The sequence below is a fragment of the Vibrio sp. QJM3NY_27 genome (assembly GCF_057785955.1).
In genome coordinates, this window is the sequence record NZ_CM173511.1 from 3,390,681 (window position 1) to 3,410,091 (window position 19,411).

Annotated in this window: 19 protein-coding genes; 5 read left to right on the forward strand and 14 right to left on the reverse strand. The window is 45.6% G+C overall.

Annotated elements, in window-relative coordinates:
• Positions 1-3: 3 nt before the first annotated feature.
• The 5 genes from AC3CIA_RS15280 to rhtB form a co-directional block, all read right to left on the reverse strand.
• Positions 4-495: a cyclin-dependent kinase inhibitor 3 family protein gene (locus AC3CIA_RS15280; RefSeq protein ID WP_488518277.1), complete on the reverse strand. Its 492-nt coding sequence runs from the start codon at positions 493-495 to the stop codon at positions 4-6.
• 41 nt (positions 496-536) lie between these two features.
• Positions 537-1,538, reverse strand: a complete 1,002-nt coding sequence (locus tag AC3CIA_RS15285; protein WP_102572240.1) for an ArsJ-associated glyceraldehyde-3-phosphate dehydrogenase — start codon at positions 1,536-1,538, stop codon at positions 537-539.
• Between the two features lie 157 nt (positions 1,539-1,695).
• Positions 1,696-2,037, reverse strand: coding sequence for a metalloregulator ArsR/SmtB family transcription factor (locus tag AC3CIA_RS15290; RefSeq protein ID WP_017104736.1), 342 nt, complete (start codon positions 2,035-2,037; stop codon positions 1,696-1,698).
• 99 nt (positions 2,038-2,136) lie between these two features.
• On the reverse strand, positions 2,137-3,357 hold the full coding sequence (locus AC3CIA_RS15295) for an EAL and HDOD domain-containing protein (protein WP_004736603.1): 1,221 nt from the start codon (positions 3,355-3,357) through the stop codon (positions 2,137-2,139).
• A gap of 43 nt (positions 3,358-3,400) precedes the next feature.
• Positions 3,401-4,018, reverse strand: coding sequence for a homoserine/homoserine lactone efflux protein (gene rhtB / locus AC3CIA_RS15300; RefSeq protein ID WP_474356061.1), 618 nt, complete (start codon positions 4,016-4,018; stop codon positions 3,401-3,403).
• A gap of 81 nt (positions 4,019-4,099) precedes the next feature.
• Here rhtB and AC3CIA_RS15305 point away from each other — a divergent pair, with 81 nt between their 5' ends.
• Both AC3CIA_RS15305 and AC3CIA_RS15310 read left to right on the forward strand, forming a co-directional pair.
• Positions 4,100-5,080, forward strand: a complete 981-nt coding sequence (locus AC3CIA_RS15305; RefSeq protein WP_171309424.1) for an alpha/beta fold hydrolase — start codon at positions 4,100-4,102, stop codon at positions 5,078-5,080.
• 207 nt (positions 5,081-5,287) lie between these two features.
• Positions 5,288-6,115 carry a Cof-type HAD-IIB family hydrolase gene (locus AC3CIA_RS15310; protein WP_114634112.1) on the forward strand — a complete coding sequence of 276 codons (828 nt, stop codon included), beginning with the start codon at positions 5,288-5,290 and terminating at the stop codon, positions 6,113-6,115.
• A gap of 82 nt (positions 6,116-6,197) precedes the next feature.
• Here AC3CIA_RS15310 and AC3CIA_RS15315 read toward each other — a convergent pair whose 3' ends face one another.
• Positions 6,198-6,665: an EVE domain-containing protein gene (locus AC3CIA_RS15315; RefSeq protein ID WP_054548351.1), complete on the reverse strand. Its 468-nt coding sequence runs from the start codon at positions 6,663-6,665 to the stop codon at positions 6,198-6,200.
• Between the two features lie 39 nt (positions 6,666-6,704).
• On the opposite strand from AC3CIA_RS15315, the gene AC3CIA_RS15320 reads away from it, so the two are divergent.
• Together AC3CIA_RS15320 and AC3CIA_RS15325 are read left to right on the forward strand one after the other, a co-directional pair.
• Positions 6,705-8,249, forward strand: coding sequence for a COG3650 family protein (locus AC3CIA_RS15320; RefSeq protein ID WP_488518278.1), 1,545 nt, complete (start codon positions 6,705-6,707; stop codon positions 8,247-8,249).
• A gap of 2 nt (positions 8,250-8,251) precedes the next feature.
• Positions 8,252-8,848: a tRNA-uridine aminocarboxypropyltransferase gene (locus AC3CIA_RS15325; protein ID WP_488518279.1), complete on the forward strand. Its 597-nt coding sequence runs from the start codon at positions 8,252-8,254 to the stop codon at positions 8,846-8,848.
• Positions 8,849-9,028: 180 nt separating this feature from the next.
• On the opposite strand, the gene AC3CIA_RS15330 is transcribed toward AC3CIA_RS15325, so the two are convergent.
• From AC3CIA_RS15330 to lptM, 8 genes are all read right to left on the reverse strand, one after another.
• Positions 9,029-11,509 carry a bifunctional diguanylate cyclase/phosphodiesterase gene (locus AC3CIA_RS15330; protein WP_488518906.1) on the reverse strand — a complete coding sequence of 827 codons (2,481 nt, stop codon included), beginning with the start codon at positions 11,507-11,509 and terminating at the stop codon, positions 9,029-9,031.
• Between the two features lie 192 nt (positions 11,510-11,701).
• Positions 11,702-14,200: a bifunctional diguanylate cyclase/phosphodiesterase gene (locus AC3CIA_RS15335; RefSeq protein WP_488518280.1), complete on the reverse strand. Its 2,499-nt coding sequence runs from the start codon at positions 14,198-14,200 to the stop codon at positions 11,702-11,704.
• A 168-nt stretch (positions 14,201-14,368) separates the two neighbouring features.
• Positions 14,369-15,085 (reverse strand): 5-amino-6-(5-phospho-D-ribitylamino)uracil phosphatase YigB, encoded by a 717-nt coding sequence (gene yigB / locus AC3CIA_RS15340; RefSeq protein ID WP_488518281.1) that lies wholly within the window; start codon positions 15,083-15,085, stop codon positions 14,369-14,371.
• 15 nt (positions 15,086-15,100) lie between these two features.
• A complete protein-coding gene (gene xerC / locus AC3CIA_RS15345) occupies positions 15,101-16,033 on the reverse strand; it encodes a tyrosine recombinase XerC (RefSeq protein WP_114634116.1) in 933 nt (310 codons plus the stop codon).
• Positions 16,002-16,700, reverse strand: coding sequence for a DUF484 family protein (locus AC3CIA_RS15350; protein WP_488518282.1), 699 nt, complete (start codon positions 16,698-16,700; stop codon positions 16,002-16,004). The genes xerC and AC3CIA_RS15350 overlap by 32 nt, the downstream gene beginning before the upstream one ends.
• Positions 16,701-16,744: 44 nt before the next feature.
• Positions 16,745-17,575, reverse strand: a complete 831-nt coding sequence (gene dapF / locus AC3CIA_RS15355) for a diaminopimelate epimerase (RefSeq protein WP_004736615.1) — start codon at positions 17,573-17,575, stop codon at positions 16,745-16,747.
• Positions 17,576-17,586: 11 nt separating this feature from the next.
• Positions 17,587-18,840 (reverse strand): diaminopimelate decarboxylase, encoded by a 1,254-nt coding sequence (gene lysA, locus AC3CIA_RS15360; RefSeq protein ID WP_009848209.1) that lies wholly within the window; start codon positions 18,838-18,840, stop codon positions 17,587-17,589.
• Positions 18,841-18,882: 42 nt separating this feature from the next.
• Positions 18,883-18,999 (reverse strand): LPS translocon maturation chaperone LptM, encoded by a 117-nt coding sequence (gene lptM / locus AC3CIA_RS15365; protein WP_407829960.1) that lies wholly within the window; start codon positions 18,997-18,999, stop codon positions 18,883-18,885.
• A gap of 75 nt (positions 19,000-19,074) precedes the next feature.
• Here lptM and cyaY point away from each other — a divergent pair, with 75 nt between their 5' ends.
• Positions 19,075-19,389 carry an iron donor protein CyaY gene (gene cyaY / locus AC3CIA_RS15370; RefSeq protein WP_146458265.1) on the forward strand — a complete coding sequence of 105 codons (315 nt, stop codon included), beginning with the start codon at positions 19,075-19,077 and terminating at the stop codon, positions 19,387-19,389.
• The last annotated feature ends 22 nt before the right edge of the window (positions 19,390-19,411 follow it).

Sequence of the window (19,411 nt, forward strand, 5' to 3'; positions counted from 1 at the left end):
TTATTAGCTGTTCGCTACGCCATTAATGTATTCAACCTGAATGGGCTTAGTAAATGCGCCCGGACGCAGTGCCTGCACCTCTTGAACAATCTTTCTCATGTCCCAGCTCTTCTCTAACAGCAGGTGTGCAGCCAGCAAGCCAGTGCGGCCAGAACCGCCCATACAGTGCATTGCTACCTTGCCGCCGTTATCAACCACTTGATGCAACGCAGGGCTAGCCGCTTGCCATTTCGCAGCAAAATCAGCACCCGGTGCACAGTCGTCTTCAATTTCGATCTGGAACCATTGCATGCCTAGCACACGTGTTTTTTCTCCAAGTGCCGCCACGTCTTTACTTGCAAGCTCATGGTCATCAAGTGCTGTCACGATAGCTTCAACGCCTTGTGCTCTCAGTTGTATTAATGATGCATCTAGATCAGCGTCTTTAGTGCCTGGGCACGGAGTAAGCACTAGCGCACCTTGCTCTAGGTCTAGTTGCCATGTTGGATGTGTCATTGTGTAATCTCCAGATTCTACTATTTCTTAAGTACGCAGGCTTATGCTAACCCGACTGTGCGAACCAGCTCAGCGGTACGTGTCGCGTAGCCCATCTCGTTGTCATACCAAGCGTAGATCTTAACCATGCGCTTACCTACCAACATCGTTGATAGTGCATCCACGATTGTTGAGCGTTGGTCGCCTTTGTAATCGATAGAAACCAGTGGACGCTCTTCAAAGCCAAGAATGCCTTTCAGTTCATTCTCAGACGCTTCTTTCAGCATCGCATTGACTTCTTCTGCTGTGGTGTCTTGCTTCACTTCGAAGATGATGTCTGTCAGAGAAGCATTCGCTAGTGGTACACGAACCGCGTGGCCGTTGATACGGTTTTCAAGCTCTGGGAAGATCTCAACAATCGCCTTAGCGCTGCCCGTTGTTGTTGGGATAAGGCTCATGCCACATGCTCGTGCACGGCGTAAGTCTTTGTGGGGCGCATCAAGAATCGTTTGCGTGTTAGTTAGATCATGAATAGTGGTGAAAGCTGCGTTCTCGATACCAAGCTTCTCGTTGATCACCTTAACCACTGGCGCGAGACAGTTCGTTGTACAAGACGCTGCCGTTACGATTTTATGTACCGCAGGATCGAAGATATTGTCGTTCACACCGACAACAATGTTTGCGATGCCTTCTTCTTTCACAGGAGCCGATACCACAACGCGCTTCACACCTTGCTCTAGGTATTTGTTTAGGAAAGAGGTCTTACGGTGAACACCTGTCGCTTCGATAACCACATCACAACCAGACCAATCGATCGCATCAATGTCGCGCTCTTTTGTGGTTTTGATGCGTTGACCGTTGATGATCATCTCATCGCCTTCAACAGCCACTTCGTGATTCCAACGACCTTGAACCGAATCAAACTCAAGAAGGTGAGCCAATGTTGCTGTGTCGCCAGCAACATCGTTAATTTGAACAAACTCTAGCTCTTCCCAATCGAAAGCTGCGCGAAGTGCTAGACGGCCGATACGACCAAAACCATTAATACCTACTTTGACTGTCATTTTCTGTTCTCTCAGTTAATTGCTTTCATATTTGAAGCCGCAGCGTTGTTGACTGCGTTCACTTACCCTAATCACATAGGACATCTATGCTCATAGGGATAAGTTCACTTGTCGCCTAGCTGCAACTCCAACTATTTCGCAATAAGTTTTAATGTATTTAAACGCAACATTGAGGGCGTGAAGTCATGGCTTCTAAGCGCTCAATATCTTGCTGGTATTCAGTTTTCAAACAGTTCGATGCGATAAGGTCGTCAATTAACTTTAGCATCCAACCTGGTAAATCTTGTGACAGGCGGTAAAACACCCACTGCCCCTGGCGAACATCAGTCAAAATGCCGTTTGAACGCAACTGCGCAAGATGGCGTGAAACCTTTGGCTGACTTTCTTGCAATGCCTGAGTCAACTCACCAACCGATAAGCACTCATTGCGAACTATCAACATTAAGCAACGCACTCGCGTTTCATCGGACAGTAATTTAAAAAATTGGTGAGGAAGCATAACTACATACTCATATATGGATATGCATATATGATAGGTGTAAAAAAACGCACGTCAAGGCGTGCGTTATAATTGTCATAAAAGTTTAACGAAGATAAATCAGAGCTGATTGGTTACGTTATGACTCCAGCGTCGAGCTTCGGTGAGCTCAGTTTTAACCTGTTCCACACTCAATCCTAAATGAGCACAGTGCTCATCCATCTGCTGCCAATCGGCATGTTCAAAGCTCTCTTCAAGGGCCAGCAAGGTTCCATATGGCCCTTCTCTACGTAACAGAGCCACCTTGATACTTTTACACAAAGGCAGTTGCTCAACTAAATTCTCTAACGACAAGTCGAGCAGCGCATCAAGCAACGAGAACAAACCAATCATAAAGGCTTGCTCGGCATGCCCTTCAAATGCCTGATAACGAGACATACGTTGGCAGAACTGAGCTCGCTGAAGCGATAAGCCATATAGCTCTTTTGGCTTTTTATCAGAGACATAAGACGCCACTGCCAACGAGACAAACATTTTCAGCTTCTCTTGCCCCAGATAAACCAAAGCCTGGCGGAACGAAGAGATGGTGACCTCAAGGCGAGGTGACATGGTATTCACAAAACGCAGTAACTTATACGATAAGGCGACATCTTTCGCGACGATGCTTTCGACACGTTGGAAGTTGACTTCCGGCTTACACACTTCTTGGAACAGCTCCATCGCAATTACTTGCTCAGGGCTAATGTACTTGGTCTTGATGATTTCAGGTTTGCTGAAGAAGTACCCTTGGAAGAACTTAAAACCCGCCTCTTTCGCTTGCTTAAACTCTTGTTCAGTTTCGACTCGTTCAGCCAGAAAGCTAAACTTCTTCCCTTGATGAGCTCTTACCAAATCACACGCTTCATCCAAGCCCATTTGCATGATATCGAGCTTAACAATATGCGTGTATTTAAGGAATCGTTCCCATTCTGGCGTAGAGGTAAAGTCATCTAGGGCAATCATGTACCCCGCTTGATAGAGCTCTTTGACCGCCTCTAACAGCTCATCCGTCGGTTGGCAGGTTTCAAGAATCTCGACCACAACCTTGTCTTTCGGCAAGCCTAAAGGAAGCCGACGAATCAAGCTTTGATGAGGGAAATTAATAAAACAGCGCGAAGATGGAATCGAAGGGTTATGCCCAACCGATAAGAAGTTCTCAACAATCAGACGGTACGTTGCTCGATTAGACTCAATATGCGCTGGGTAGGCATTCCTTTCTCCGTCGCGAAACAACAGCTCATAACCAAGCGTGTTCTTGTTACGGTTTAAGATAGGTTGTCGAGCAACGTAGGTAGCGGTCATTTATCTATAACTCTATTGATTTATCTATAACTGTATTGCTTTACTAAGCTTTAGCGGCAGCAAGCAAGGCACCGCAACCCATGAACATACCACCAAATATTTTATTTATCTTACCCATTATACGATCAGAACGAATAAAACGTCCCATTTGTGAAGCTAATGAGGTGTAGCCCAACATAACAACACTATCAATGAATACTGTTGTAACTCCTAACACTAATAACTGCGGTGCTTGCGGTTGTGTAGGATCGATAAATTGAGGAAACAGAGCCACCAAAAACACGATAGATTTTGGGTTAGTTAGATTGATAAGCACGGCATTTCTAAGCAGCTTACCACTCGATAGCGTTGAGCTTTCTTCTGAAGCCACCAAGCTAGAATTATCACGCCATTTTTGAATACCCAACCACACAAGGTAAACCACACCTACCCATTTGATGATGGTGAACGCCAACGCAGATTGAGCCACCAGAGCACCAATACCTGCACCCACCAGCATGATGTGGAATGCAAGACCGAGCTGTAAGCCGGCGATCGACGCAAGTGACTTCTTGGTGCCATAACTTAGCCCATTGCTGATTGAGTTAACGGTACCTGAGCCCGGAGCCAAACTAAACAATATCGCCGTGACGACATAAGCAAGCCAAACATGAGTATCCATTTGCATTTCCTTACTAGTTCTTTAATCTAACAACATTAGTAGCGATAAAGCTCTCACATGCATCAGTTCAGGTAATTTCCCATGGAAAACCACAGTGCCGCCCCATTTTCGTACACGCAAGAACCTGAGTTCGAGCAAGCGATTAAACACCCGATCCCTGCCCTTTGGCAACAACGTAAAGATGGGTATGTCACATCATCAGGTAAAAAGAAGCTGTACTGGTGTAGCCTAACCTCACCAATGCACACCAAAGCCATTGTTATTTCAAATGGCCGCATTGAGTGTTGCTTGAAATACCAAGAACTCTTTTATGATTTTTATCAGCAAGGCTATGACGTTTATTCATTTGACCACCAAGGTCAAGGCCAGTCGGAACGTATGGTAACAGACTCTGACATTGGTCACATTCATGAGTTTGATGATTACGCCTCAGACATGTCTGACGTCATTGCCAGTTTTGACCTAAGCCGATACTCCAATCGCTACCTACTGGCACATTCAATGGGCAGCACCATAGCTACTCGCTATCTACAAACTCACCCCGATCACCCGTTTGACAAAGTTACTCTGTGCGCTCCGATGTTTGGGATTAAGACTGAATGGTACTTCAAGCCCATCGCGATGGTTGTTGGGCAAGTACTCACCGCTTTCTATGCTAAGCCGACTTATGCCCCGGGGCAGCAAGCGTACTACTCTAAGCCCTTCGAAAATAACTTACTCAGCCACAGCAAGGTACGCTATCACTGGTTCCGTTGCTTGTATGACGGGTCCCCTTCTTTGCAGGTTGGCGGACCAAGCACTCGCTGGGTATGGCAAGGGTTAATGGCAGCGAAGCAGGCGATACAACAAACTCGTCAAATCAAGATCCCACTGTTATTGATTCAAGCTGGAGAAGAGAAGATTGTCAGCAACAGCGCTCAAGTGAAGTTCATCAATAAACTGAGGAAAACCAACTCAGCCTGCCAGTTTAAGGCCATTGAAGGGTCTAAGCATGAGGTGCTGTTTGAGAAAGACGAATATCGCAATCAAACACTGAATGCTATCAATCAGTTTTTTGCCTAGAGCTAATAAACTAATAAGCGAATAAGCGAATAAGCTGAGTAACCGACCAAGAACATAAGTGCTAAAGAGGAAGAGAAGTAAGTGAGCTTTGCCCTCTTTTCTTGCATGAAATTGGCATACAATTTCTACCTAGAGATATTGTAGTTAAAACGATTCTAGCGTTGGCTAGCGTCGATATTGGTTAAGCATTTTTGCAATGAGGGTTAAATGAGTATTCCTGCACTAAAAGATTCCGTGAAAATTGTTGCTTCTGATTTAGATGGTACGCTTTTGGCTCCCAACCATCAGCTAAGCGACTTTACCAAGCTAACACTTAAGAAATTACACGACCAAGGTTATACCTTTATCTTCGCTACGGGTCGTCACCACGTCGATGTGGCGGGTATTCGTCAGATCGCAGGTATTCCGGCGTACATGATCACTTCAAACGGTGCACGCGTGCATGACCAGAACGATCAACTGATGTATAGCCAGAACGTGCCTCAGGAACTCGTTCAACCTGTTATCGATATTGTTCGCCAAGATCCAAATCTCTTTATTCACATGTACCAGAATGAAGATTGGCTACTGGATCGTGAAGACGAAATGCTGGCAAAATTCCACAGTGAGTCTGGCTTTAGCTACAAGCGCTTTGAAGCAGAAAATGCACCAAGCGAAGGTATTGCGAAAGTCTTTTTCACTCACCCAGAACAGGACCACGAATATCTCGTCACGTTTGAACAAAAGCTAAGAGATACTTTTGGCGACAAGCTGAACATCGCCTTTTCAACGCCTTGGTGTTTAGAAGTAATGGCCGCTGAAGTTTCTAAAGGCCATGCCTTAGACGCTGTTGCGAAGTCACTCAACCTGACACTGGATAACTGTATTGCCTTTGGTGACGGAATGAACGATGCCGAGATGCTGGCTATGGCAGGCAAAGGCTTAGTGATGGGTACATCGCATGAGAAAGTATTTAAAGCTTTGCCAGACAATGAAGTGATTGGCAGCAGCGCAGACGACGCCGTTGCTCACTACCTAGAAAAGCACCTGCTCTAATCTCGTCGAAGAGATCTGAATAAATAAAAAGGCAGCCAATGGCTGCCTTTTTTGAACCTTACGTAAAAAGCTCTCTCTAACGCTAACGAGAACCTAGCACTTCTTTGCTTAAGATCGCCTGCCACTCTTGCTCTGTAACTGGCATGATGGATAAGCGATTGCCCCGTTTAACCAACGGCATTTCTGCTAGCTCAGGCATCGCTTTAAGCGTTGCCAAAGGAATTAAGCGCTCAGTCACTCGCACAAATTCGACATCAACCATTATCCAACGCGAATTCTCTGGCGAAGATTTAGCATCATAGTAATCACTTTCTGGGTCGAATTGAAAATGATCTGGATAGGCTTCTCTGGTTACCTTAGCGATCCCTGCTACGCCAACTTTTTTGCATGATGAATGGTATATCATCACCAGATCTCCAAGCTTAACGTCATCGCGCATCATGTTTCGAGCCTGATAGTTGCGTACACCCTCCCAACAAGAGGTTTTTTGTACTCTCAGAGTCTGAATAGAGAAGGTGTCAGGTTCTGTTTTAAATAACCAATATGCCATAATAAATCCAATTAACGGTTGCTCCGAGGAAGATATAACATGAAGGTAATGAAAAACCCAGTGACATGGCTAGTCGCATTCGCTCTACAAGGCTGTGTCACAGCACCAGATTCCCCCCAAAAGCCAGAACTACCACCAGCAACCTTGGATGAGCCACTAAGCATTCAACCGCAAACCTTCATCATGCGTGGCCAGGTGGTGGTTGGCCATGAAAGCCGAACCTTCACACCTTGCGGTAGCCAACAACAATACTGGTTAGATTTAACGCCAGAACTCGCATTAGAAGCTCAAGGGCTCTCAACGAGACCTTACCAAGCCTTATACGGCGAGCTGATTGGTCATCTAACCGTACCGAGCCAAACAGGGTATAACGCAGATTTCACGGCACGTTTCGTGGTTGATCAAGTGAATATCCTCACCGCAGAAAACCCTGATCGTTGTGACCAACCCCTGCGTTCAACACGTGTATTCGGCAATGAACCTTTCTGGTCAGCAAACTTCGATAAGGACCAGCTCAAATACACTAAGATGGGCGAGCAGCCACAGATCCTCGATATTGAATCAAGCCGCACCACACCAAGCAGTCGTGATTACCAATTAGAAGGTAAAGCAGCGCAAGGCAAACTCAACCTTACAAAAGAGAGTTGCAGCGACGGCATGAGCGATTCTATCTATGGATGGCATGCCAAGCTTAACCTCAATGACAGTAACTATAATGGCTGTGCAACGGTCTCTAACCAAGATCCAACATTGGACTGGAGCGGACTCTACTTCGCTAGCTCAACGCAGAACACTGGATTCTCTATCAACCTTGAGCTCAACGATGACCACAGCGCCATTACGACATACTCGTACAGCAATGGAGACCCCTCTATTGTTGAACAAGGCTTCTGGCAGCAACTGAACCAAAATCAGGTACAAGTGGTTATGACTCGCCACCAGCAACAGTATTTAATCTCCGAGCGCATCTTCACGCTCGATAACGGCAAGCTGGTCGCTGAAAAAGAGAAAGTGGGCAACGTTGTCTACCCGATTGCCAATGGCGGTCTGGTGCTATTCGAAGCTAAGAATGCACAAGCGCAAGTCAACACCACCGCTAACGTTGATCTAACCGCAAAGCAGGTGAACTCCAGTGATCAACTTGATCAAAAAGTCGACCAAGCGATCCGTGAGTATTTTAAGATCAACAACAGCTCACCTGACGATACCAAGTACCGCTGGTTAACCTACGACTTAAATGGCGATGGTAAGGAAGAACTGTTTGCCCTGCTCGATTGGTGTGGCTCTGGTGGCTGTACACTGCTTATTTTTGAAAATCATCAAGATAACTGGCGCTTCAATAGTCGAGTGACATTGGTTAAGGGCGACATACGCTTAGGTAAATCACAAAACCACGGTTGGCAAGATCTGATCTTCAATGTCAGCGGCGGCGGTGCAACACCTGCGAAACACACATTGTCATACTCTGGTGTGAGCTACCCACTCAACCCAAGTGTTGCTCCAATTGCAGATGATGCTGATATCAGCGATGTGGTTTTGTTTGCTGATGGTGTATCACCTACACAAAGTGGAGTTAAGCTGTAAAGATGAGTAACCAACAAGCTTGCCATGGTTGTGGCTTCACTCACCAGTGCGTTTGTCATCTAATACCTACAGTTGAAAGCCAAACCGATCTTGTACTACTGACTCATGAGAATGAGCTTTCGCGAGACACCAACACCGGAAAGTTGCTTGAGCAATCCCTTGAGCAGTGTCAGTCCTTGATATGGCAAAGGAAAACACCACCAGCTGAGCTAATGGCACTGCTTGAAGATGAAACACGACAACCGTTTCTTTTATTCCCGAGTAGTAAAAGCATTGAGTGCCAGCAAGCTGTAATGACCCAAGCCCAGAATCGTAAGCCGTTATTCATCATCTTGGATGGCACATGGCAAGAAGCGAAGAAGATGCTTAACAAGAGCTCGTGGTTACAAGCTGTCCCACAAGTTCACCTCGACATCACCAGCGAATCCTCTTACACCTTGCGCCGCAATCAAGACAGGGGCCATCTGTGTACTTGCGAAGTGGGCATTGAGTTACTCAAGTCTTTAGGTGAAAGCGAACCTGCCAAACTGATTGATGACTACTACCAACAGTATCTAAAAGTATTCCACGCCGACAAATGTGGCCACGCTCTCAAATAGATCAAGCAGGAGCGTAGGAAGGCAATAAGCACATTTCAGGGCGGGACAGATACTAAAAACAAAAAGGGTGAGCCGTAAGCTCACCCTTTTCACATCGTACTTTAATCTATTGAACCATTTAGTGTTTCACGTGAAACGCACACGCTGGCTGTTCGCTGAAAAGAGATTTTACTCTCCCTATCAGAATAAGCGCTGAGGTTGGCCGAAGTAGTAACCCTGCAGGTAATCGACACCCATATCCTCTGCGATTCGACACACCTGTTCGTTATGAACAAATTCAGCCACCGTCTTAGCATTCAGAATCTGACATAAGCTCACCAGCTGTTGCGCTATCTTGCGTTGCTTTTTATCCTTATCGATATTGCGAATTAAACTGCCATCAAGCTTTATCACTTGTGGTTCCAGTTTCAAGATCTCATCAATGTTCGAATAGCCTGAACCAAAGTCATCGACAATAATATTCACACCAAGATCTCGGAAGTGATTACACACCTCGATCAAGCGACCGTAATCCTGAATTTGTTCCGTTTCTAACACCTCTAAGCCAATACGCTGTGGGTGACTGATTTTTTTGATGGCTTGTTCAAGGTGAAGAATGGTTTTCTCATTGTTGAAATCTTGTGGTGCTAAGTTAATTGAGAACGAATCGGTTCGCTGACTCATAAAATCAAAGGTACGCGTTATCATTTGGCGACTTAAACGCGTATAGAGATGAGTTCCTTCAATGATTGGCAAGAACTTACCCGGCGCAATCAACTGACCATCCTCTTCAATTCGAACTAAGCACTCATAACTTTCTACCTGATGGCTATGCGCCGATACAATAGGTTGCGAGCAAGCAACAATATTTTGGTTGAGCACCGCGCGGCTGACACACGATAGCCAACCGAGTTGTTCTTGGCGATGCTTCTCTAATTGGATTAACGCCTTGGCACTCACCAGATGTTTATTCTGACTCACCGCGCTGCGTCGAGCTTCAATCGCTTTCAGTAATAAATCATCAATGGAGGTCGTAGGGAAATCGCGACGACTCGCGACACCTGCGCAGACCGAAACCGAAAGATAATCGATATCGGGTAGCCCCATCGGCTCAAAATTAACATGCTCGGTTTGATCTGAAAATTCAGAGAAACGATGATGAATGTGTTCTTGGCTGGCCCAACTATCAAACACCACCGCCCACTCACCAATACCAATACTGTAGAGCTGGCAACCCTCATCAAAAAACTGCCACAGTGCTTTCTGAAAGTACTCACTCAGATCATGCAGAAGTTTGTCACCTACTCGATAACCATACTTCTCATTGATTTGACCAAATGTGGTGACCTTCAAAGCCAACAAATGACTGTCAGAGCTCATTTGTGACAGCTTCTCACGCAGTACACTTCTATTGGGTAACCCAGTGCGACGATCAATTCGGTAGCTCGCCGTCAATGCGGTCGCTTGCTGCTGAATCTTACTCGCCATGCTATTGTTCATGTCATCAACATCAAGCAGTGCATTTCGAATCAATGAAAACAGAGGCGATATGTTGGTCGTGGGTTGTGTCTCTAATGGCTGTACAGCCTTGCCTTCACCTTCTCTAAGCGCGAGATAAGTGAGGCTATGATGCAGGATTCGTTGTTGGCCACGATCTTGATAGAGTTCTCCCATGCAGTACACTCCATAGGTGTCTGCGAGCGTCTGGAAGACCTCTACTTCTTGGTTACCATCAATAAAATCGATACGGGAGGTGCAGTTGTAGATAAAAAACTGCTCCGGTTTATGAGAGGCAATCTGTTGTACACCGAGTCGGACCTGCTCCAAGGTCAGTGAAGGATGGTCGTAACAAAACCTGACCTCATCACCAATCTGAAAATGACCACTAAATTCTATCTCTCCACATTCTCTCACCTTGAGTGGCAAGTGAATGTTTTGCTCTTTCGGGTCGCCGACCATCAAGGGGAAATTATGCAGTTGCTCGAAAGGTACTTCGAGGCCATCAGCAAGGTAGCGATTATAAAGATCGCGAACAGGCATACCATCCAATTCAGCTAACCGGTTATCTTGAGCACCAGTAACACGGAAGGTGCGGCCAATAGGGTTCCACTCGGTGTAATAACCCTTGGTGGTTGCGAGCTCGACACTGTGCAACGCCAACATCACATAAGCATTCTCATAGCAAATGCCGTCTAGCATTACCCATCGCCCATTATCTGTGATGGTCGATGCACCTCCGCAGATCGGTAATGAATATCTCGATTGTTCAAACGCTGAAAATAAGTCGCGGTTGTTTATCTGCAAACGATCGGCGAAACAGATGATACTTTGAGTATTGGTATTGCACTCAAGCTGCTGCCACATCGATTGACTATCTAAGAGTGGTTGATTGCTGTATTCGACAACGCCACAAGTATAAGAGGTCGCATCGAAGCGAGTGACAATAAGATAGAGACCTTGATGCAGGATGACACCTTGGCTGATGTAGTGGTTTGCACTACAGCCAATCAGCCTAGCATTAGGGAAAGTCGCTTGAATCACTTGGCAGGCAGCCAAAACCGAACCTTTCTCGAAAGAAGAAAACACCTGAATCAGTAGGTCTTCATGTTGATGAAAATCTATCTTTTGCAATTCACGCTGGGTTTGCTCTATATCTTGTATCAGGAGAGAGGTCGATTGCATATTCACATTAATCGTTACGTTAATGATTGGTTATTGTGCTTATTATAGATAAGGCTTGCACGGAATACTTACGATCGTCTTATAAATAATGTGACGTTAGTTAGACATCATTGATTCCACCCAAAACAGTCACCAATAGCGGCAGAACACTTTTTAAAGCAAGTCACAATAGGATACGGAAAGCTTTAACAACTAAAACAGTCGCTTAGGCTCACCAAAGTAATAACCTTGCAGATAATCGACACCCATTTGCTCTGCTATCTCACAAACCTGTTGGTTATGGACAAATTCAGCGACGGTTTGCGCATTAAACACCTGACATAAGCGAACCAGCTGAGAGGCGATATTTCTTTGCTTTTGGTCTTTGTCGATGTTGCGAATCAGACTACCGTCGAGCTTGATAATCTGCGGCTCAAGCTTAATGATCTCATCAATATTGGAATAGCCAGACCCAAAGTCATCAACAATGATTCTCGCCCCAAGAGCACGGAAGTGATCACACACCTCAATCATACGACCGTAATCTTTAATCTGCTCAGACTCAAGAACCTCTAGGCCAAGTCGAGTGGGATCGTTCATAGCACTGATGGCGGTCTCGAGTACCTCAAGCGTCTTGTCGCTCAACAAATCTTGTGGGGATAGATTGATAGAAAATGAGCTTTGCTTATCCGCCATATAACCAATGGTGTTCTTAATCATGTGTCGGCTGAGGCGAGTGTAAAGGTGCGTGTCGGCAATGATAGGCAAGAACTTACCTGGTGGCACAATGGTACCGTCTGACTCCATGATTCTGACCAGGCACTCTTGGCCAATCATTTCGTGAGTACCGGACGCCACAATTGGCTGGGAATAAGTGATGATGTTCTGATCTAAAATCGCACGACTTACACAGCTCAGCCAGCCGAGTTGCTCTTTACGATCTTCTTCACTCACCTGAATGTCTTTAGCATTGGTGATGTGAGTGTTATTCCTGACCCCATAACGTCGAGCTTCGATCGCTTTCAATAAGATCTCATCACCACTATCAGTTAGGAAGTCGCAACGACTAGCGAAGCCGCCACACAGAGAAACTGACAGATAATCAATATCAGCCAAGCCATACGGCTCAAAATTGATGTGCTCAATATCGTCAGCAAACTCAACGAAACGTTGCTCTATCTTATCGCAGCCAACATTGGCGTTAAAAATGATCGCCCATTCGCCGACACCAATGCTGAACAGCTCTACTTTCACCTGAGCTTCCTTAGCCACACTAAGGTGTAATCGCTCGACAAAATGATTAGATAAATCAAGTAACAACTGGTCACCCACTTGGTAACCATACTTCTCGTTAACTTGATGGAAATTAGTCAGCTTTAACGTCAGTAAGTGCTCACTGAAGAGAATCGTATTGAGGCGCTCTTTTAATACGATACGGTTGGGTAGCCCGGTGCGAGAATCAATACGGTAGCTTTCGGTTAAACGACGCGCCTGTTGATGAAGTTTTTTCTCCATCTGCGTGTTCATACTGTCGAGATCAGCCACTGCATTTCTGACCAAGTTAAGCAATGGCGACACTGTTGAGCTACACTGAAAATCTTCACAACGAAACTCTTTAACCTCGTCAGACTCGCGCATAGCGATATAAGTCAGGCTGTGGTGTAGTATCTCTTGGCGGTCTTCATTGCGGTATAGCTCACCCATGCAGTAGGCACCACATGTATTCACTATCCCTTCAAATGGCTTAAGCTCAAGTTTACTGTCGATAAACTCAAGTCGAGATACACAGTTATAGATGATCACCGATTCAGGCTGATGCATGGCTAGCATCTCGGCACCGTGACGCACCTTTTCCGCGGTCAAAGAGGGGTGATTATAACAAAACTGCGCCTCTTCACCGACATGCCAAGGGCTATCAAACTCGATACTGCCATCATCATTAATGCGTAGAGGTGTTGAAATACCCTTCTTTCTGCCAAGTTCTCGATAAAGTGGAAAGCTCATCAGTTGGCTAAAAGGAAGGTCTTTGCCATCCGCAAGGTAATGTTTGAATACTTCAATCGCCGGCTTGTCATTCAACGCGTATAAGCGATTTCCGACCGCATGTGTGACTCGCAGTTTCATCCCAATCGGGTTCCACTCAGAGTACGCATCCGACCAAACCTTCAATCTTGGGTTAGTCAGAGCCACAGCAACACAGGCATGCTGGTAGGTTTGCTCGTTATACATAACCCAACGGCCAAACTCATTCTCATGACACAGTCCACCTGCAATCGGCAAGGCGTAAGGTAAATTCTCAAAAGCGCTATAGATAGGGTAATCACGCCCTTCAACCTGATCACACAAGCTGATAACCGTTTTGGTGTCTTCTGTAAGGCCCAGTTGAGAAGCGAGATCTTGGCTGTCTTGATTTGGGTTGCCAGTAAACGGCTGAACCGCGGAGGTTAAACGGGTTTCATTAAACTCACTAATGATGACTAAAGTACATGTACTCTCAAGACAGTTGTCACAGATAACATGACGAGCACTCTGACCGATTAGCGTCGCATTGCTTAAACGATTGAGGGCAACACTCGCGATTTGACGAGCTAGATCTGAAGATTGAGCAGAGAAAATTTGAATAAGGTACTGTTTGCTGTCACACCATTCTCGCTGATCAAATTGAGATCTAAATAACGCCTCAGTATTTGCGAGAAATGTAAATGTTTGCATGCCAACCCTTGTTCAAAATCGAGTGAAGTAATAACCTACAACCACTGCTATGACTGAAATGAATCGCTAAAAAGTAGTCGCCAATTATCCTAGCCTAATCAGGCTTTTATAGGCGACTAATGTAACAATTCACTATCATAAATGCGACACAATAAGCTTACTGAGCCATTAAATTAGTCGCATAAGATCGCTAAGTTGGTCTATTTCAACATCAGGAAGCACGCTCGCCTTCGGAGAGTGGTATAAATTGGAACCAGTGTCATTAAACCAGCATGCTTGGAAGCCATTTTGCTTAGCTCCGTAAACATCCGTTCTAAGGTGATCGCCGACATGAAGAATGTTGATGGCATCAACATCTAAGTATTGTTGCGCTTTATCAAACATATCTGGGTAAGGTTTTGCTCTACCGTTTGGGCCAGCTTTAAGGATTAGTTGAAAATACTGCCCTAAACCAATTTTATGTGGATCGACATTGCCATTGGTAATCGCAACCAGAGGAATGCGTTGGCTAAGTTCTGCCATCACTCGATGCGTTTCTTGAGGGACATCGACTTGATTGCGCAACCACAAAGCATGTTCTATCCCCTCACGAGCCGCCTGTTCAGCTTGCTGCTGAGAGTAGCCCAACTGCAGTAAGCCACTCTTAATCTGTGTTTCACGCCAAACGGTAACATCATGCTTTAAAGCTGGGTTTTCAGAGGCGACTTGCTGCTTAATGCCCTGCCACTCTTCAAGCGATAAAGAAGCCGACACCGGGTGCTTTTGGTAAAGCCACTGCGCCATCTCTTTTTCTACCTTCATGATCACAGGCCAGTTGTCATACAGGGTGTCATCCAAGTCAAAGGTCATGGCTTTGATGGGCTTCAACCCTCGATAAATTCGCATAGTAAAACCTTTAATCTAATCTTTATTCTTCTTACGTGCTCGAGGGTGAGCCTGATCGTACGCTTGAGCTAAGTGCTGGAAGTCCAAGTGAGTATAAATTTGGGTTGTCGAGATGTTTTCGTGCCCCAACAACTCTTGGACAGCACGAAGATTCTGGCTCGATTCAAGCACGTGCGTTGCAAAGGAGTGACGCAGTTTATGCGGGCTAATATGACTCGCGACGGATTGCTTCTTACCCCACTCTTCCATGCGCTTTTGCACACTGCGATGAGAGATCCGGGTCCCTAACTTGGACACAAACAGGGCCTTTTCTCCCGGAGAAGCAAGATCACCGCGCACTTTGAGCCATTTATCGACCCACTCTTTAGCCAGTCCTGAAAACGGTGCTTTGCGTTCTTTGTCGCCCTTACCAATCACTCGGATTTCGCCTTGCCGGCCCAGCACATCTTTAAGATTGATGCCAACCAGTTCAGCGAGACGTAAACCTGCACCATACATCACCTCCATCATCGCTCGATCACGAATCGATAATGGGTCGTCTTCATTCACGTCAAGCAACTGTCCGACTTCATCGACATCGAGATTTTTAGGTAAAGGACGTTGTTTGCGAGGTGCAGAAACCCCTTTGGCTGGGTTTGCGGTCATTTCGCCACGTAACACAAGGAAATCAAAGAAGCTGCGTAATGAAGATAAGCGCGTCGCAATACTGCTCGCTTTCATTCCTTCACGCATGCCTTTACTGGCAAGTTGTCTTACCCACGCCGCGTCTACTTGGCCCCAATCTTTCAGTCCAAGTGTGACCAAATGAGAAGCCATAGTTTCAAGTTGTTGTTTGTAATTACGTTGGGTGTGCAGGCTGAGTCCCTTCTCGCTTCTGAGATATTCATAGAAGCGAGAAAGTGGCTTTTGAAGGCTGTTAGGAAGAGGTATTTTGGGCTCTAGGCTCATTATTTATCTGCCAAGGTAAGGTGTCCGCCAAATGAGACACAACAAGTGCTAAATGGCGTAAAAATAGCGTATCCATATGAGGTTGGAAATGTCCGCCATCTTCACTAGAAAAGGCAAGCAAACCCAACGGAGACTGCTTAGCAAGTGGTAGTACTACATAAGAGCCTAGCTCTGGAACTTGGAAATCACCAAACAAATCGTGTCTGTCAGCTTTTCTCAAGCGTCCTAGATAAGCATCTTTACCATTGAAGTGGTTGAGCGAAAACTTCGAATAGCGCTCTTCACTCAGCGTATAAAAGCCAGGTTGCGAGAGAATTCGTACATGAGCTTTCAACCCTAAATCTAACGCTTTTTGTTCAACAGCCTTGATAACCTGCATAAAGTCACTGCATTTCAGCACGTGAGCTTGCAGATCCATAAATTCATAGAAGGTTTTATCGTTATTCGCTGCCAACGACATCAAGCCAGTGATCTCTTCCTCTAGCTCTTCGATTCGATGGCGTTGGCGTTTAAGCTGAACTTCCACCAGAGATACAGCGCCCTGCTCAAAGTTATTGATAGCAAGGCGATCAACCAAACCTTTCCTGTCTTGGAAAAAATCTGGGTTATCACGTAAATATTCCGCGACCACTTCTGCGGTGAGTGCGTCGGCTTGAACGTAAGACAAAACCTATCCTTTATTTTTATGAATCTATTGGTTATGAATGTTTATTAGCAAGAAAGCTGACCATCAAACACATGGGTTGCCGGGCCAGTCATAAACAGAGGTTTACCCGGACCTTGCCAACTAATCTGCAAATCACCACCAGGTAGACGAACTTTCACGTTCTCAGCCAGCAAGCCTTGATTGATACCAACCGCAACTGCACCACATGCACCGCTACCACACGCCTGAGTTTCACCCGCACCGCGTTCATAAACACGTAAGCGAACTTCTTCACGGTTAATCACTTGCATAAAGCCAGCATTAACACGCTCAGGGAAACGTTCATGTGATTCAAGAAGCGGACCTAAGGTCTCCACATCTGCAGTATCGACATCATCAACAACGGTAACCACATGCGGGTTACCCATGCTTACGGCACCACAGAACAAGGTATGTACATCCGTTCTTAAGATATACGTCTTCTCAGGCTGCTTTGCCTTGAATGGGATTTTGCCAGGTTCAAACTCAGGAATGCCCATGTTGACAGTGATCTGGTCATTGTCTTCAATCTTGAGAACCATTTTACCTTTCTTGGTGCTCACGTTGATGCTGTACTTATTCGTTAAGCCTTTCATGCGAACAAATCGAGCAAAACAACGCGCACCATTACCACACTGCTCCACCTCACTGCCATCCGCATTGAATATGCGGTAATGGAAGTCGGTTTCTGGATCATAGGGAGCCTCGACCACAAGTAGCTGATCAAAGCCCACACCAGTGTGACGATCCGCCAAACGACGGATCAAATCTGGAGAAAAGAAAATATTTTGAGTAATGCAGTCCACGACCATGAAATCATTGCCCAAACCATGCATTTTAGAAAAGTGGAAGTGCATAACGCTTAAAATTACTCCGGAAGAATGTTTTCAAGTTCCCACAGACTCGTAAGCTCTTCACGCTGACGAACCAAGTGAGTTTTATCGCCATCAACCATCACTTCAGCCGCACGCGAACGAGTGTTGTAGTTAGATGACATAGCGAAGCCATAAGCACCAGCAGAACGAACGGCCAGTAGGTCGCCTTCTTCAAGAACAAGGTCACGGTCTTTACCTAGGAAGTCACCCGTCTCACAGATAGGGCCAACCAAGTCGTAAGTCACCGCTTCACCCTGACGCGGGCTCACTGGCACAATATCCTGCCAAGCTTGGTAAAGTGCCGGGCGCATTAGATCGTTCATTGCCGCATCGATGATGGCAAAGTTTTTATGCTCTGTTGGCTTCAGGAACTCAACTTTCGTTAATAATACACCAGCGTTCGCAGCAATCGCTCTTCCAGGCTCGAAAATCAACTCTAGATCAGAATGATTGTCTAAACGAGCCAACAAAGCCTTCGCGTAATCTGAAGGTTGTGGTGGTAATTCATCTCGGTAAACCACGCCCAAACCGCCACCTACATCAAGGTGTTTGATGTTGATGTCATTCGCACGTAGTTGGTCAATCAGTGCAAGCAGGCGGTCAGTGGCATCGATGAAAGGTTCGATATCCGTTAACTGAGAACCGATGTGGCAATCAATACCATGGATAGACAAGTTATCGAGTGTTTTTGCAAACGCATAAACTGCAGGAGCACGGTCGAAGGCAATGCCGAATTTGTTATCACGCAGACCCGTAGAAATGTAAGGGTGAGTGTTCGCATCAACATCTGGGTTAATACGCAGTGAAATCGGCGCTTTAACACCAAGCTCACCAGCCACTTTATTCAGTCGCTCCAATTCTGGCTCAGACTCTACGTTAAAACATTTTATGTTCAACTCAAGCGCACGCTTCATTTCAGCGGCTGTTTTGCCGACACCAGAGAAAACAACTTTTGCTGGATCGCCACCGGCAGCAACTACACGCTCTAGCTCACCGCCAGAAACGATGTCGAAGCCAGAGCCCAAGCGAGCCAAAGTATTCAACACGCCAAGGTTCGAGTTAGCTTTAACGGCATAACACACCAAGTGTGGATGCTCACCAACCGATGAATCAAACGCATTCCAGTGGCGTTCTAATGTTGCACGAGAATATACGTACAACGGAGTACCATATTGCTCTGCTAGTTGTGAAAGTGCGACGTCCTCAGCCCAAAGCTGGCCATCTTCCTGATAGTTGAAGTAATCCAAAGTTCTTATCCCTTATAAATAACGATTTCTGCGTGTTTTCACTTATTGTGATTGTTCAGTCTGCTGAACTTCATCAGGATCGTACAAAGGACCCGTTTGACCACAACCAGAAAGTCCAATAACGGACACCATAAACAGAGCGGTAATTAATTTTTTCATTTTGCATATCGTGATTATTAACTCAATGCCCCCTATAATCGCACCACACTCAGGAAAAGCAATAGGATAGAAAGGATGAACGAGACTGAATTTCATCAACTGGTCGATATACAGATGCAAAACATCGAAGAAGCTATCGATGAATCAGAGGCAGATATTGATTACGAAGTGACTGGTAACGTAATGACGCTGGAGTTTGAGAACCGCAGCCAAATCATTATCAACCGCCAAGAACCAATGAAAGAAATCTGGTTAGCGTCTAAATCTGGTGGTTTTCACTTCAAGCTAGTTGATGACAAATGGACATGCTCAAAGACGGGTATGGAATTGTTTGAGATGGTCAAAGAAGAATGCGAAAAACACGCAGATGAAGAGATCAATTGGATCTAATTATTGGTAAAAAACAAAAAGG